We start from the raw sequence: 14,112 nt of genomic DNA, 5'->3' as shown, positions 1-14,112 counted from the left end.
GCGCACGAGTGAACACGAGGAGGCGCTCTGCCCTCACCAGAACAAACTCCAGCCACTCCCATGCGTGTCACGAAGAGCGACGTAGTCCGCACCCGAGAGCTGATCGGACACCCCGACCGCGTCCGCGACCTGCCGACCGGAATAGAGTCGCCCCCCGATTGCCATTGTGCTCGTCCTCCGACATTGCAACGCCTGACGTCGGATATGCGACGCAAACTCGACGTCTCGGCCGGAGGAAGGAAACCCGGCCATGCCTTCTCGAGGACTGTCGCCCACGGCGACGCTCAGCGTTACCCTCGAGGACGAGAACAACGCGACGCTGTGCGCAGCTCGGCGCACGCTCCCGGACTTCGACGAGTGGATCGCGCTCGGACGGTTCCGCCGTGGGATGCGGGCTCACTCCACCCCGTCGCACGACCACCTCGTCGTGCTGTCGTGAAGGGTGCCCACTCCCAAATTGGTACCTATCGCTAGCGAGCGCCGAGTGAACCTCTCAAAGTATCGGGTCGAGCGCGGCGGCGTATGTAGGCCGAAGAGTGGACAGCCGCCGTCCGCCCCGGGCCAATACGTTGAGCGCATGATAAATGCGAACGGGCGCCCGACGAGGCGCCATCGGAGGGTGTTACTCGGACTCGTCGCGGCGGCAACAGTCGCCATTGCGACGCTCGTTCCCGCGACAGCTGCGTCGGCAACGCCAACACAGGCTGGTGCGCAGGCCCTTGCACAACAACTCCTCGCGAGTGGCCGATTCGCCGCAGCAAGTGAGGCGATGGCGCAGGTGGAGGCGTACGCGAATGGCACGATGCGGCAGCATCCGCGTACCGGACGCGATTGCTACATCGACACCTCGATCCTCCAGGCACTCAAGACCGTCGTGGTCGACAGGGGAACGAGCATCCGGGTCTCGTCGCTCAACCGCTACTGCAGCGGTGACCTGACCGCCTCAGGGACGAGCAGCTACCACTGGCGCGACGGCGGCGGGCGCGCCGTTGATATCGATCGCGTGAACGGAGTTCTGGCGACCGGGAACACTGCACAGGACCGCGCCCTCATTCAATCCATGACCACAGCACTGCCCGGCCCTGCTGGACTGGGGCAGAGCAACTGCCGCAGCACCCCGGTGTCCGTCCCCTCGAACTGGGTACAGTTCAGCGACTCGTGCAACCACAACCATTTTGAGTTCCGGGGAACCAGCTCTGGGGTTCCGACAATTCCGGTGACCGACACTGACGGGGACGGTGTTCCCGACGCGAACGACGTCTGTCCCGGCGCCGCTGGTTTCGCAATGTACGACGGATGCCCCATCCCCCGCTCTGCGAACTCGACCGACTTCAGCGGCGACGGCACCGCAGACGTCTTCTTCGCGCACCCCAACGGCCAATGGTGGACTTCCAACAACGGCGCCAGCCCCTGGCAGGCGATCAACACCGCAGGGGTCGCACCTGCACTCCTGCAGTTCGCAGACTTCGACGGCGACGGCAAGTCGGACGTCTTCTGGCCCAACCCGGCGACCGGTGACTGGCTCGTCTCCTACGGAGGCAACAGCGGATGGAACATCCTGTCTAGTGGAAACGGCATCCCTGGCCATGAACTTCAGCTTGGCGACTTCAACGGAGATGGAAAGGCAGACGTATTCTGGGCCAACGCTGGAGCTGCACAGTGGTGGATCTCCTACGGCGGCAACTCACCTTGGGCTATCACAGCCACGCAAGTGCCGGCGACCGGACTGCGCATCGCCGACCTGACCGGCGACGGGAAAGATGATGTGTTCTGGGCACATCCGTCCGGTGAGTGGTGGCTGTCGCCGAACGGTTCGAGCTCCTGGCAGATCATCAATAACGCTGGTATCAGCGCGTCTCTGCTGAAGTTCGGAGACGTCGACGGCGACGGTAAGGATGACGTCGTCCTGCCCAACCCCGCAACCGGCAACTGGCAGGTCTCGTTTGGCGGAACCACCCCCTGGGCGATCACCGCGAGCGCCAACGTGCGCGGTGAGCAGCTACAGTTGGCCGACCTCACCGGGGACGGCAAAGCTGACATGTTCTGGCCCAACCCCGGTGCCGGTCAATGGTGGATTTCGAGCGGCGCATCTGGGCCCTGGCAAGCCATCAACACGGCCAGCATCGATTACAACCTCCTGATCGTTCGATAGCGTTCAGAACATTCACCCCCGAAGAGGACTCTCGCCGTTCCGAAAGAACGGCGAGAGTCCTCTCTGCTCTCATGCCCATCAAATCAATCCCCGCTGACGTCACCGGCGCGCCTCGACCCACGTGCGCGCAGCTCGGCGCGCTGCACGACGGCGTGCGCGAGATCGAGGCCGACGACATGCCCGCGCTCGAAGCGAAAGTGCCCGACGGGGGGCAAATGCTCTCTGTGCGCCGCGTCTGACACCGCAGAACGCTGACCGCTATGGCACCCTTCTACGACGTCGCGGGTCTGCTCGACGGTGCCGCTGGGTTCGAGCTCCCGGTGCGCGGCACCACCGCAGTCGTCCGCCAGGGTGGCACCGACCGCTGGGTGGTGCTCTTCGAGGGCGAGGTCGTCGGCTCGTTCCGACGCATGCGCCGCGACCACGCCACATGTACGCGAGTGAGCCCGGCGTGCTCGACTGCGTGAGCGATGCCGCTTCGATTTGTTAGCCCCGCGCTCCGACCATCTGAGGTGCGGGAGACTCGTCGCGCAGATGACTGGCAACACGGCGGGAGAGTCGGTGTGCGTTCCGCTCGACAGCGAGGTAGAAGACGATAGCCACAATGAGGCTGGTGATGATCTGGGCGAGCGTCGTCGACTTACCGGGGCCCAGGAGGAAGAGCAGACCGATCACGATGGGGCCGTGAGTGAGATAGAGGCTGAATGAGATCGTGCCCAACGCCACGAACGGCTTCCAATGGAGCACGGACCGTAGGGGCGCCCAGAGCATCACGATCGCCAATAGAAGGACCATGCCTGCGAGCTTCGCGAGAGTGAACACTGTCGTCCAGGCGTTGATGCTCACCTCAGATTCACGGTCGACCGCGAAGTTCAGGGAGTAGCCAGCGGTGATGAGGCAGATCGACAGGGCGAGGGCTCCCACTCCGATGATGTGTGTCGCGAACCTGCTGGCAGACGTCATGGTGAGACGACCAGAGATGGGTTCCCAGTGGTAGCCCAGAACGGCGCCGATGATGAACATCGGCATGTAGAGCAGGAACAGCGAGCCGGTCCAGACACTCGCGACCGAGGCCACCACGCCGAGGGTCAGAGACCACCATGGGAACCGCCGAGCGAGCAGCACTGCTACCGGGAGAAGGAGCGAGAACAGCACCTCCCACTGCAAAGACCACAACGGCACGTTCGCGATGCTCGTGCCGGTCAGGAGCGTTGCGTCTGCGAGCGCGCTGTCCACCGTGTACGACGTGGGCAGACCTTCGACCATGCGTGCAAAGTCAGGGGTTGCTGTGTGAGGGATCAGCCAGAAGACGATCGCTGTCACGAGAACCGACCCGATCACCGGGACGTAGAGGCGGATGATGCGGCTCGGGTAGTAGGCGTCCCACCGGTATCCAGGTATTGCAGCCGAGCGCACGAGCACGAAGCCGGAGAGCGCGAAGAAGAGCCACACTGCCTCGGGCCCGGCGGTGAAGATTCGCAGAGGCGAGTACATCAGCGCGTTGTTCCAGAATCCCTCGACGGGGAGGAAGTCCGCGCCGTCGAACCACGCGGGAATGGATGCCGCCGTCGCGTGGAACAACAGCACAACGAGGGCGGCAACCCCACGGAGGGAATCGAGTTCGATCTTGCGCACGGCTTGCTTTCTCGTTCAGGGGTGACCCGGAGCAGTCTAGTCTGACGATCCACCGCGCCCAGAAACGACGAAGTCCCCTCACGCGGCGCAGTCTCTCAGACCTACCAGGCTGGCCCCGGATGGGCCACGACTGTAGCCCTCGTCGCGGGTGACTTCAATGGCGACGGCGCAGGCGACTTCTTCCAAAGCCGCAACCACGGAAGCCTCTACTTCTACAAGGGTGACTTTGCGAGCGATTTCACCTCCGCCGACATCGGGCCGGAATGGGCGTCGTACTCCCTGCTGACCGGTGGCGCGGACTTCAACTCTGACGGACGGGCGGACCTCGCCGCGCGCGGTCCAGACAGCAACGTCTACCTGTACCCGGGGAATGGTCACGGCGGCTTTGGGAACCCTGTACAGATCGACGGAACCCCCAATGGCCTGGGCCTCGTTCGGCAACTTGGTCAGGGGTGGGGCGCCTTCTCCAACATCCTGAGCAACGGCGATCACGACGGCGACACCAACCCCGACCTCATCGCGCGGCGCATCAGTGATCAAACGTTGTGCCTGTACTGAGCGGGGGTCTCTCTGTGGACATCAGCGAACCGACTCGACGAGCGAGCGGCCGCGGCATGTGGGCAATGTGTGGGCAGGGCTCGCCGCCTGACGACTTATCCACAACGCAAAAAAGGCCCGCCTCCCCAGTGCTTACCGGGGAGGCGAGCCTCTTCGTGTGCGACAGCGACCTGGTGGAGCTGGGGGGAATCGAACCCCCGTCCAACGCTGAGTCTCCACGCCTTCTCCGGGCGCAGTCTGTGGAAGCGTTCTGCTCGGCTCCGACCTTTGTCACAGACACCTAAGTCGACGAGCCCAGCCTGGGAAGAGTCCCACGTGACGTCCAGACGCCGTCACGCAGCAAGATTCCTCAATGACGCCAGGATCCGTATCGGAATCACATACGGTCTGACGGACTATCGGGCTCGCTTAGGCAGCGAGGGCGAAGTCGTTGCGCTTGGTTTCGGCAACTATTGTTTTGCAGAGAGCGTTAACGAGATAACTCTGCATCCTCGGCCCGCTTCTCGTGGATTCACAGGCGCTGTCGAAACCGATCAGCCCCGTGGTCCTTCTCTCGAAGGAGCCGCTGTCGCTCTGTGGAGTTTTCACAACCGGATGCTCCGCACCCGGCTTCACAGGATACAACGAACTCGATACCGGTGTCATTCCCGCCCGACCCGGCTCCCCGGTCGCAGCCAGGCGACGGGCGTAGAGTCGCCGCATGAGCGATGTCACCGTCACCGTCCGCGGCGAGCACGAGGCGCGCATCGCGCCCGAGCGCGCCACCGTTCGTCTCAGCGTCCGATCGGACGGTCCCGACCGTGCGGCGGTGGTCGATGAGGTGATGCGCCTGGCGCAGCCCGTTCGCGACACCATCACCGACCGGGCGGCGAGCGGGGTGGTGCACGACTGGTCGAGCACCCGCCTCTCGGTCCGGGCCGAGCGCCCGTGGAACAACGAGGGCAAGAGACTCGCCCCGGTGTACTACGCCGGCATCGACTTCACCGCGACGTTCTCCGAAGCCACGGAGCTCTCGCTCTGGGTCTCCGACGTCTCCGCGTGGGACGGGGTGGAGATCGGCGGAGTGAACTGGCACCTGACCACGGAGACGCGGGCTCGCATCGAGCGCGAGGTCGCCGCGGCCGCCGTCGGCGTCGCCGTCACCCGCGCGGAGGCCTACGCCGGAGCCCTCGGACTCGAGAGCGTCCTTCCCCTTGAGATCGCCGATGTCGGCCTCATCTCCGGCCCGCAGGGAGCGTCGTCTGCGCCGGTGTTGAAGGCGCGCGCGGCGGCCTTCGCCGTTGCCGACACCGCACCGGGCATGGCGTACGAGCCCGACGAGATCGTCGTCTCCGCCACCGTCGAGGGACGTTTCCTGGCCCGCTGAGATCCGTGCGGAACGCTCGTCCGACCCCGATCGCTCAGCCGGAGAACGGCGCGAGGTCGGCGGCGAGCCGCTCCGACACCCGTGCGTGCACGGCCGTGCCGTCTTCACGATGCTCGACCGAGAGCAACATGCCGGTCTCGTGAATGGCGGCGACGAGGTCTCCGCGGTCGTACGGGACGACAGCGCGCACCTCGACCGCGGGCTTCGGCAGGGCCTCCTCGATCGCAGTGCGGAGTTCATCGATCCCCTCGCCCGACCGGGACGAGACGAAGTGAGCCTTCGGCTGCAGCCCTCGCAGCACCATCCGCTCGTCATCGTCGAGCAGGTCGGCCTTGTTGAAGACGACGATCTCCGGCATGTCGCGCACACCGACGTCGCCCATCACGTCGCGGACCGTCTGCAGCTGACCGGCGGGATCGGGGTGCGAGCCGTCGACCACATGCAGCACGACATCCGCCTCGCCCACCTCTTCCAGCGTCGAACGGAAAGCCTCGACCAGCTGATGCGGCAGGTTGCGCACGAAGCCGACCGTGTCAGTCAACGTGTAGACACGGCCATCCGAAGTCTCCGAACGTCGAACCGTGGCATCCAGCGTGGCGAAGAGAGCGTTCTCGACGAGCACGCCCGCACTGGTGAGAGCGTTGAGCAGGCTCGACTTGCCGGCGTTGGTGTACCCGGCGATCGCGACCGAGGGGATCGTGTTGCGCTTGCGTTCGGCCCGCTTCGCTTCTCGCGCGGGGCCGAAATCGCGGATCTGACGACGCAGCAGCGCCATCTTCGTGCGGATGCGTCGACGGTCGAGTTCGATCTTCGTCTCACCCGGACCACGCGAACCCATACCGGCCCCGCCGGCGCCGACCTGGCCACCGGCCTGACGGCTCATCGAGTCACCCCAGCCGCGCAGGCGCGGCAGGAGGTACTCGAGCTGGGCGAGCTCGACCTGGGCCTTGCCCTCGCGGCTCTTCGCGTGCTGGCTGAAGATGTCGAGGATGACCGTCGTCCGGTCGATGACCTTGACCTTGACGACGTCCTCGAGGGCACGCCGCTGGCTGGGAGCCAGCTCGGTGTCGGCGATCACGGTGTCGGCGCCGACGGCCGCGACGATGTCCTTCAGCTCCTGGGCCTTGCCCCGTCCGAGGTAGGTCGCAGCGTCGGGGTGCGGGCGGCGTTGCAGCACCCCGTCGAGCACCACGGCGCCCGCGGTCTCGGCGAGGGCTGCGAGCTCGCGGAGAGAGTTCTCGGCCTCCTCCTGCGCCCCCTGCGGGTATACGCCCACGAGCACCACGTTCTCGAGGCGCAGCTGGCGGTACTCGACCTCGGTGACGTCTTCGAGCTCGGTGGAGAGACCGCCCACGCGTCGGAGCGCATGCCGATCCTCGAGGTCCCACTGCTGTCCGTCCGACGCCGTGTGCGCCGCCGTCGACTCGTCCTGCAGCGCCTGTGCTGCCCCGAAGACTCTGACCTCCGACCGACTGTCGGCGTTCGCGAGCACCCGATCCAGTGCGTCGCCGTCTTCGTGCTGAGTGGTGGTTTCCGTCATCCGTCCCTGATCTCTTGCTGTCATACGCGCCTTAACCTTAGCCCGCGCTCTCCGGTACGCTCACCGTATGGGGTCCGATCACTACTTCACGGCGACCCCGGCCAGTCCTGAGAACCTGCGAACGATCCGCGTGACGCTCGCCGGTCGCGAGCTGGAGCTGACCACCGCGGGTGGCGTCTTCAGCCCCGACCGTCTGGACGCCGGGACATCCGTGCTTCTCGCGAACACGCCGCCGGTTCCGCCGGGCGGTCACCTACTCGACATCGGCAGCGGGTGGGGACCCATCAGCCTGTCGATGGCGCTCGCCGCTCCCCATGCCACAGTGTGGGCCGTGGACGTGAACGAACGGGCTCTCGACCTCGTTCGCCGCAACGCGGAATCCCTCGGCCTCACCAATGTCAACGCATCGCTGCCCGAAGATGTTCCCGCCGAGGTCTCCTTCCGCACGATCCGCTCGAATCCACCCATCCGCGTCGGCAAGAGCGTGCTCCACGATCTGCTCGAGACCTGGCTCCCCCGTCTCGACGAGCGCAGCGACGCGTGGCTCGTCGTGCAGCGCAACCTCGGTGCCGATTCGCTGCAGCGATGGATCGGGTCGACCTTCCAGCCCGGGTACAGCGTGTTCCGCGCAGCGACCAGCAAGGGCTACCGCGTCCTCAAGGTGCGCAAGCACGGCACTCCGCCGACGGCGCCCATCGTCGTTCCCTGACCGGGCGGGCGCCGTCTCGACCTCGGGAGCGCGCGTCGGCGGGGCGAACCGGGGTCAGACGAGCTCGACCTCGCCGTGGAACGACAGCTGGGCGGGACCGGCGAGGGCCACGTGCTCGCCGTCCTCGGCCGGGAACATCCGCACCGCGAGGGTGCCGCCCGGCACCTCGACCCGCCAATGATCGGGAGCGTGGACACCGGCCCAGTGGCGCACGGCCAAGGCGGTCGCGGCCACGCCCGTGCCGCAGCTGAGGGTCTCGCCCACGCCTCGCTCGAACACGCGCATCCGCACGTGTCCGATGCCGTCGCGCACCAGCGGTTCCCCGGGAACGACGAACTCGACGTTCGCACCGGCCGGCGGTGCGGGTTCGAGCAACGGCTGACGCTGCAGATCGAGCGCGGCGAGCTCCGACTCCGACGCCACGGCCACCACGACGTGCGGGTTGCCGACGTCGATGCCCAGACCGGGCCGGGTGACCGAGAGCCCGCTCGCGGTCACCTCAGGATCGCCGCCGTCGAGCCGCCAGCGGCCGAGGTCGACCTGATAGCCGTTCTCGCTGCGGGTGACGTCTCGCACACCTGCGCGGGTCCCGATCGGGAGGGTCGTGCCGTGCTCGATCGTCGCCAGCCCTGACCACACGAGGTAGTGGGCGAACACCCGGATGCCGTTCCCGCACATCTCCGCGATGGATCCATCGGCGTTGCGGTAGTCCATGAACCACTCGGCCGCAGGTTCCTCGGCGAGCGATGCCGCGCCGTCGGGGATGGCCGCCGAACGCACCACGCGGAGCACCCCATCCGCCCCGATCCCGAAGTGTCGATCGCACAGGGCGGCGACCTGTTCGGGGGTCAGGTCGATCGCTCCCTCGGGGTCGGCGATGATGACGAAGTCGTTGCCCGTGCCGTGCCCTTTGGTGAATGCGACCATCCGCCCAGTCTAAGAGAGTCGGGAATCGCCTTCGTCGTCTCGAGCCACGCGATAACGCGCGCACACGAACGAGCGGTTCTGTGCGGTCTCGACGAGCTCGAGGTCGAGGCGGCGCGGAAGAAGCGGAGCGCCCGCACCCAGCATGACCGGCGCGTACTGGACCCACACCTCGTCGAGCAGCCCGGCATCCGCGAACTGTCCCGCGAGGTCGCCTCCCCCGATCACCCACACGTCTCGTCCGCCGGCGGCCTCGACGAGGACGGGATGCAGATCGGACACCGCGCCGTGCGCGAAGCGGATGTCGGCACCCTCGACCACCCGCAGATCGCGGTGCGTGAGCACCCAGGTCGGCGACGAGTATGGCCACGGCTCCTCTCCCTGCTCCCGAAGGAGCCACTCGTAGGTGGACGCGCCCATCACGAGAGCGCCGATGCGCTGCAGGAAACCTGCGTAGGCCATCGGTCCGTTCTCGTCGAAGTCCTGCGAGAGCAGCCAGTCCAACGAGTGCTGAGGAGTCGCGATGAAGCCGTCGAGGCTCGATGCGGTGTAGTAGTGGGTCGCCATCCCGTCATGCTGCCAGCGACCACCGACACGGGCGGGAAGTGACATGTTGGGGCGCAGCGCGCTAGCGGACGAGAGCGTCGACGTCGATCGGATGCCCGATCCACTCGATCGACGGATACCTTTTGAACCACGACACCTGTCGCCGCGCATAGCGCCGGGTCAGGGCCTGCGTCTCCGCGATCGCTTCGGCCTCGGTCGAACGCTCCTCGATCTGCGCCAGAGCCTGCGCGTAGCCGATGGCACGACCCGCCGTGGACCCGAGCTCGAGCCCGCGAGAACGGAGGTCGGCGACCTCCTCGACCAACCCGGCGGCCCACATTCTCTCGACCCGCGCATCGAGCCGAGCGACGAGTTCGGAACGCTCGACCTGCAGTCCGATGATGCGCGTCTGCGGCGACCAGAGCGTCGGGGCATCGGGTAGGACGGCTCCGTGGTTGTGGCCGCCCTGCTCGACAACCTCGAGCGCGCGCACCACTCGACGCGTGTTGCGCGGATCGATACGCGCAGCCGTGGCGGGGTCCGCCTCGCGGAGGCGTGCCAGAAGGACACCCACCCCGTCGCGCGCCAGCTCGGCCTCCAGGCGTTCGCGGACCCCCGGCATGCGCGGAGGAAAGCGGAAGTCGAAGATCACGCTCGACACGTACAACCCGGAGCCGCCGACGAGGATGGCATCGCCCCCGCGTTCATGAATCTGCTGCACCGCCGCGCAGGCTTCGGGTTGGTACCACGCGACCGCCGCGTCCTGATCGACCTCGCGGACATCGAGGAGATGATGCGGGATGCCCCGTCGCTCGTCGACGGAGAGCTTCGCGGTGCCGATGTCCATGCCGCGGTAGAGCTGCATGGCGTCGGCGTTGACGATCTCGGCCGGGTTGCCGTCCGCACGGAGACGCTCCGCGAGGTCGAGCGCGAGGTCGCTCTTCCCCGTGCCCGTGGCGCCGACCACGGCCCAAAGCCGTCGCCCCGCGCCGCGGGAGCCGTCGAGATCGTTCACACCCCGACGCGCAGCGTGGGAAGACCCAGCGACACCGCACGAGGAGCGCCCGGAGCGCTCGGGGCCGGGACCGCGCAGGACTCGGCCTGCGACCGATCCCACGCATCTCCGCCACGCGTGCGACGGATGCGGAGAGGCTGTCCACTGGGGTCATCGGCGAGCAGATGGAACGGCGCCGCATGCGTGATCCGCACGGTCACCACGTCGCCCGGCCGCGGCAGGTCAGACCCCGGGGTGACCTCGAAGTGCACCAGTCGGTTGTCCTGCGCACGACCGGTCAGCCGGTGGGTCTCGGCGTCCTTCTTGCCCTCACCTGTCGACACGAGAACCTCGACCTCGCGCCCGAGCTGCTTCTGGTTCTCCTCGAGCGAGATGCGCTCCTGGAGGGCGATCAGGCGGTCGTACCGCTCCTGCACCACGGCCTTGGGAACCTGATCCTCCATCGTGGCCGCCGGCGTGCCCTCGCGGATCGAGTACTGGAAGGTGAAGGCTCCCGAGAACCGCGACAGCTCGACGACGCGCATGGTGTCTTCGAAGTCCTCGTCGGTCTCGCCCGGGAACCCGACGATGATGTCGGTCGTGATGGCGGCGTCCGGCATGCGTTCCCGCACGCGGTCGAGGATGCCGAGGAACTTCTCGCTGCGGTACGAGCGTCGCATGGCCTTAAGGATCCGGTCGCTCCCCGACTGGAGAGGCATGTGGAGCTGAGGCATGACGCTGGGCGTCTCGGCCATCGCGTCGATCACGTCGTCGGTGAAGGCCGCCGGGTGCGGACTGGTGAAACGGATGCGCTCCAACCCGTCGATCTCCCCTGCGGCGCGGAGGAGCTTGCTGAACGCCTGACGGTCGCCGAACTCTACGCCGTACGAGTTGACGTTCTGTCCGAGAAGGGTAACCTCGATCGCTCCGTCTTCGACCAGGAGGCGGATCTCGTTGAGGATGTCTCCCGGTCGGCGGTCCTTCTCTTTGCCTCGCAGACTGGGGACGATGCAGAAGGTGCACGTGTTGTTGCACCCGACCGAGATCGAGACCCATCCCGAGTGGGCGGAGTCGCGCTTCGTCGGCAGGGTGGAGGGGAAGACCTCGAGGGATTCGAGGATCTCGAGCTCGGCATCGCCGTTGTGACGCGCTCGCTCGAGAAGTCCGGGCAGGGAGCCCATGTTGTGGGTGCCGAAGACCACGTCGACCCAGGGCGCCTTGTCGATGACCGCCTGCTTGTCCATCTGCGCGAGGCACCCGCCAACCGCGATCTGCATGCCGTCCTTGCGACGCTTGACAGCCGCGAGTTGACCCAGGGTGCCGTACAGCTTGCCGGCCGCGTTGTCGCGCACGGCGCACGTGTTGATGATGACCACGTCGGCCTCGACCCCGGCGTCGGCGCGGACGTACCCGGCGCTCTCGAGCGAGCCGGAGAGACGCTCCGAGTCGTGGACGTTCATCTGGCACCCGAAGGTGCGCACTTCGTAGGATCGCTGTCGCCCATCGTGACCGATGGCGGCCGACGAGGCGCTGATGATCGTCGGTTCGCTGCGCGGAGTAGTCATGATGAGTCCATTCTACGAGCGACCGGGCCGCCCCACCGCCGGGCGCGGGATCAGTCGGAGTCGACGAAGCGCACACCGGACGGTCGTGCCGGTGACGAGACCTCGCGGAGTGCGGTCTTCGCCGCCGACATGGCCGCCGACCCACCGTACCCGCGCCGAGCCAGCTGCCCCATCAGACGGCGGAGCGCGGTGTCGGGATCGAGCCGGCTCATCGACCGTGCTTTGGATCGCGCGAACTCGAGCGCACGCTCCTCGTCGTCGTCTGGCACCTCGCTGAGCGCCGCCTCGACGACGTCTCTCGCGATGCCACGCTTCGCGAGCTCGCGCGCCAGCACGACCCGGCCCTGATTCCGCCGCTCGACGCCCGACGTGACGAGCGATCGGGCGAGTTCTTCGTCGTCGAGGTACCGACGTCGCAGGAAGTCGTCGAGGAGATCGTCGACCTCGGAGGAAGGGAGCTCGTGGGAGCGCAAGACCTGACGGGCCTCAGAGACGGAGAGAGATCGCGCGCGAAGCTTGCGCAGGAGGGCTTCCTCCGCGGTCGCACGAACCTGTTCGAGGTCCGCGGCGGCCTCGTCGCCGTCCTCCTCCGCCGAGGACGGCAGGGCGCGCAGAACCTCGGCGGCCCGCTGCGTTGGGGCAGCGGAGCGGGCGGGGTGCCGGGGGCTCGGAGACCCCATGGCATCGAGGCGCGCGCGCGATGCTGGATCACGAACCTGCTCCTCGGCACGGTCCGGACGCTGCCCGGACGAGGGGTGCCACGTCGATGCCCACGGTGCGTCGTCCCCCGACGATGACTCGGCGGCCGACGAGGGTCCGCCGGTTCCGGAGGATCCGCGCGAGGCGTCGCTCCCGGAGCGGCCGAACAGTGGGATCACGGGGGCGATGCGCTCGGACTCCCCGCGCGCATCGCCCCCGCTGATGTCATCCATCGTCATGCAGGCCGGCGCTCGGCGAGCTCATCCGCCGGCGCAGCGCCCGGCGCCTTGGCCCCGATGCCGAGCTTCTGGAGGATCTGCGTCTCGATCGCGAGCGCGACGTCCTTGTTGTTCAGCAGGAAGGTGCGGGCGTTCTCCTTGCCCTGACCGAGCTGATCGCCGTCATAGGTGTACCACGAGCCCGACTTCTTGACGATGCCGTGTTCGACTCCGAAGTCGATCAGGCTGCCCTCGCGCGAGATTCCCACCCCGTAGAGGATGTCGAACTCGGCCTGCTTGAACGGCGGCGCCATCTTGTTCTTGACGATCTTGACGCGAGTGCGGTTTCCCACCGCATCCGTACCGTCTTTCAGCGTCTCGATCCGTCGGATGTCGATGCGCACCGACGCGTAGAACTTGAGCGCCTTTCCACCGGCCGTGGTCTCGGGAGAACCGAAGAACACACCGATCTTCTCGCGCAGCTGGTTGATGAAGATCATCGTGGTGTTGGTCTGGTTGAGACCACCGGTCAGCTTGCGGAGAGCCTGCGACATCAGTCGTGCCTGGAGGCCGACGTGGGAGTCGCCCATCTCGCCTTCGATCTCGGCGCGCGGAACGAGCGCGGCGACCGAGTCGATCACGATCAGGTCGATGGCGCCCGAACGCACGAGCATGTCGGCGATCTCGAGCGCCTGCTCTCCGGTGTCGGGCTGCGACACGAGCAGCGCGTCGATGTCGACACCGAGCTTCGCGGCGTAGTCCGGGTCGAGCGCGTGCTCCGCGTCGATGAACGCGGCGATTCCGCCGGCGCGCTGGGCGTTCGCGATCGCGTGCAGGGTGAGCGTCGTCTTACCCGACGACTCCGGACCGTAGATCTCCACGATCCGACCACGCGGGAGGCCGCCGACGCCGAGCGCGACGTCGAGGGCGATGGAGCCGGTCGGGATCACGGCGACGGGTGCGCGCTCGTCGCTGCCCAGCCGCATGACCGAGCCCTTCCCGAACTGGCGATCGATCTGGGCGAGGGCGGTCTCGAGGGACTTCTCGCGGTCTGCGGGAGATGGCATGTCGTGCTCCTAATGCTCGCGTGGTGCCGCCTGTAGGCTGTCGCGGCGCTCCCGGCTGGAAGCAGACTCTCCGACAAGGCGTATGGCTCGGGGCCATGTCTTCACCGTACGAGGGGCCACCGACATTGAGCGGGCGGAT

Annotated in this window: 15 protein-coding genes and 1 other RNA gene; 6 read left to right on the top strand and 10 right to left on the bottom strand. The window is 67.0% G+C overall.

The genetic code is table 11. From position 1 onward, the window contains the following. The first annotated feature begins 250 nt into the window (after positions 1-250). From RWS82_RS03660 to RWS82_RS03645, 4 genes are all read left to right on the top strand, one after another. Positions 251-439: a hypothetical protein gene (locus RWS82_RS03660; protein ID WP_314647033.1), complete on the top strand. Its 189-nt coding sequence runs from the start codon at positions 251-253 to the stop codon at positions 437-439. 330 nt (positions 440-769) lie between these two features. Next, complete coding sequence (locus RWS82_RS03655) at positions 770-2,152, top strand: VCBS repeat-containing protein (protein ID WP_314647032.1); 1,383 nt, start codon at positions 770-772, stop codon at positions 2,150-2,152. A gap of 71 nt (positions 2,153-2,223) precedes the next feature. Further along, positions 2,224-2,391 (top strand): hypothetical protein, encoded by a 168-nt coding sequence (locus RWS82_RS03650; RefSeq protein ID WP_314647030.1) that lies wholly within the window; start codon positions 2,224-2,226, stop codon positions 2,389-2,391. Between the two features lie 21 nt (positions 2,392-2,412). Then, positions 2,413-2,619, top strand: coding sequence for a hypothetical protein (locus tag RWS82_RS03645; RefSeq protein ID WP_314647028.1), 207 nt, complete (start codon positions 2,413-2,415; stop codon positions 2,617-2,619). A gap of 19 nt (positions 2,620-2,638) precedes the next feature. Here RWS82_RS03645 and RWS82_RS03640 read toward each other — a convergent pair whose 3' ends face one another. From RWS82_RS03640 to ssrA, 3 genes are all read right to left on the bottom strand, one after another. Beyond that, entirely contained in the window at positions 2,639-3,787 is a 1,149-nt protein-coding gene (locus RWS82_RS03640; protein ID WP_314647025.1) for an acyltransferase, read from the bottom strand. Between the two features lie 78 nt (positions 3,788-3,865). Further along, positions 3,866-4,327, bottom strand: coding sequence for a hypothetical protein (locus RWS82_RS03635; RefSeq protein ID WP_314647023.1), 462 nt, complete (start codon positions 4,325-4,327; stop codon positions 3,866-3,868). A gap of 189 nt (positions 4,328-4,516) precedes the next feature. Next, positions 4,517-4,886, bottom strand: a transfer-messenger RNA (tmRNA) gene (gene ssrA / locus RWS82_RS03630). A 159-nt stretch (positions 4,887-5,045) separates the two neighbouring features. Between ssrA and RWS82_RS03625 the strand changes: the two genes are divergently transcribed. After that, complete coding sequence (locus RWS82_RS03625; protein ID WP_314647021.1) at positions 5,046-5,711, top strand: SIMPL domain-containing protein; 666 nt, start codon at positions 5,046-5,048, stop codon at positions 5,709-5,711. A gap of 34 nt (positions 5,712-5,745) precedes the next feature. Here the strand turns inward: RWS82_RS03625 and hflX are convergent, their stop codons facing one another. After that, positions 5,746-7,251 (bottom strand): GTPase HflX, encoded by a 1,506-nt coding sequence (gene hflX, locus RWS82_RS03620; protein ID WP_314647020.1) that lies wholly within the window; start codon positions 7,249-7,251, stop codon positions 5,746-5,748. A gap of 67 nt (positions 7,252-7,318) precedes the next feature. On the opposite strand from hflX, the gene RWS82_RS03615 reads away from it, so the two are divergent. Next, positions 7,319-7,960 (top strand): methyltransferase, encoded by a 642-nt coding sequence (locus RWS82_RS03615; protein ID WP_314647016.1) that lies wholly within the window; start codon positions 7,319-7,321, stop codon positions 7,958-7,960. Positions 7,961-8,014: 54 nt separating this feature from the next. Here the strand turns inward: RWS82_RS03615 and dapF are convergent, their stop codons facing one another. From dapF to recA, 6 genes are all read right to left on the bottom strand, one after another. Beyond that, on the bottom strand, positions 8,015-8,887 hold the full coding sequence (gene dapF / locus RWS82_RS03610) for a diaminopimelate epimerase (protein ID WP_314647013.1): 873 nt from the start codon (positions 8,885-8,887) through the stop codon (positions 8,015-8,017). 9 nt (positions 8,888-8,896) lie between these two features. After that, complete coding sequence (locus tag RWS82_RS03605) at positions 8,897-9,451, bottom strand: dihydrofolate reductase family protein (RefSeq protein WP_314647009.1); 555 nt, start codon at positions 9,449-9,451, stop codon at positions 8,897-8,899. Between the two features lie 61 nt (positions 9,452-9,512). After that, positions 9,513-10,445, bottom strand: coding sequence for a tRNA (adenosine(37)-N6)-dimethylallyltransferase MiaA (gene miaA / locus RWS82_RS03600; RefSeq protein ID WP_314647007.1), 933 nt, complete (start codon positions 10,443-10,445; stop codon positions 9,513-9,515). Then, positions 10,442-11,989 (bottom strand): tRNA (N6-isopentenyl adenosine(37)-C2)-methylthiotransferase MiaB, encoded by a 1,548-nt coding sequence (gene miaB, locus RWS82_RS03595; protein ID WP_314647005.1) that lies wholly within the window; start codon positions 11,987-11,989, stop codon positions 10,442-10,444. The genes miaA and miaB overlap by 4 nt, the downstream gene beginning before the upstream one ends. A 50-nt stretch (positions 11,990-12,039) precedes the next feature. Next, entirely contained in the window at positions 12,040-12,927 is an 888-nt protein-coding gene (locus tag RWS82_RS03590; RefSeq protein ID WP_314647004.1) for a regulatory protein RecX, read from the bottom strand. Further along, positions 12,924-13,973, bottom strand: a complete 1,050-nt coding sequence (gene recA, locus RWS82_RS03585) for a recombinase RecA (protein WP_314647001.1) — start codon at positions 13,971-13,973, stop codon at positions 12,924-12,926. The genes RWS82_RS03590 and recA overlap by 4 nt, the downstream gene beginning before the upstream one ends. Positions 13,974-14,112 lie beyond the last annotated feature (139 nt).

Source organism: uncultured Microbacterium sp. (assembly GCF_963528945.1).
In the GTDB taxonomy this organism is placed as follows: Bacteria; Actinomycetota; Actinomycetes; order Actinomycetales; family Microbacteriaceae; genus Microbacterium.
The sequence above is the reverse complement of the archived record's forward strand: the minus strand, read 5'-3'. Positions and strand labels throughout refer to the sequence as shown.

Bases quoted from the DNA above. Each gene is read 5' to 3' on its own strand.
- RWS82_RS03645 (WP_314647028.1), top strand. From the start codon at position 2,413: ATGGCACCCTTCTACGACGTCGCGGGTCTGCTCGACGGTGCCGCTGGG.
- RWS82_RS03625 (WP_314647021.1), top strand. From the start codon at position 5,046: ATGAGCGATGTCACCGTCACCGTCCGCGGCGAGCACGAGGCGCGCATC.
- miaB (WP_314647005.1), bottom strand. From the start codon at position 11,989: ATGACTACTCCGCGCAGCGAACCGACGATCATCAGCGCCTCGTCGGCC.
- dapF (WP_314647013.1), bottom strand. From the start codon at position 8,887: ATGGTCGCATTCACCAAAGGGCACGGCACGGGCAACGACTTCGTCATC.
- RWS82_RS03590 (WP_314647004.1), bottom strand. From the start codon at position 12,927: ATGACGATGGATGACATCAGCGGGGGCGATGCGCGCGGGGAGTCCGAG.
- hflX (WP_314647020.1), bottom strand. From the start codon at position 7,251: ATGACGGAAACCACCACTCAGCACGAAGACGGCGACGCACTGGATCGG.
- RWS82_RS03605 (WP_314647009.1), bottom strand. From the start codon at position 9,451: ATGGCGACCCACTACTACACCGCATCGAGCCTCGACGGCTTCATCGCG.
- recA (WP_314647001.1), bottom strand. From the start codon at position 13,973: ATGCCATCTCCCGCAGACCGCGAGAAGTCCCTCGAGACCGCCCTCGCC.
- RWS82_RS03650 (WP_314647030.1), top strand. From the start codon at position 2,224: ATGCCCATCAAATCAATCCCCGCTGACGTCACCGGCGCGCCTCGACCC.
- RWS82_RS03660 (WP_314647033.1), top strand. From the start codon at position 251: ATGCCTTCTCGAGGACTGTCGCCCACGGCGACGCTCAGCGTTACCCTC.
- RWS82_RS03615 (WP_314647016.1), top strand. From the start codon at position 7,319: ATGGGGTCCGATCACTACTTCACGGCGACCCCGGCCAGTCCTGAGAAC.
- RWS82_RS03655 (WP_314647032.1), top strand. From the start codon at position 770: ATGGCGCAGGTGGAGGCGTACGCGAATGGCACGATGCGGCAGCATCCG.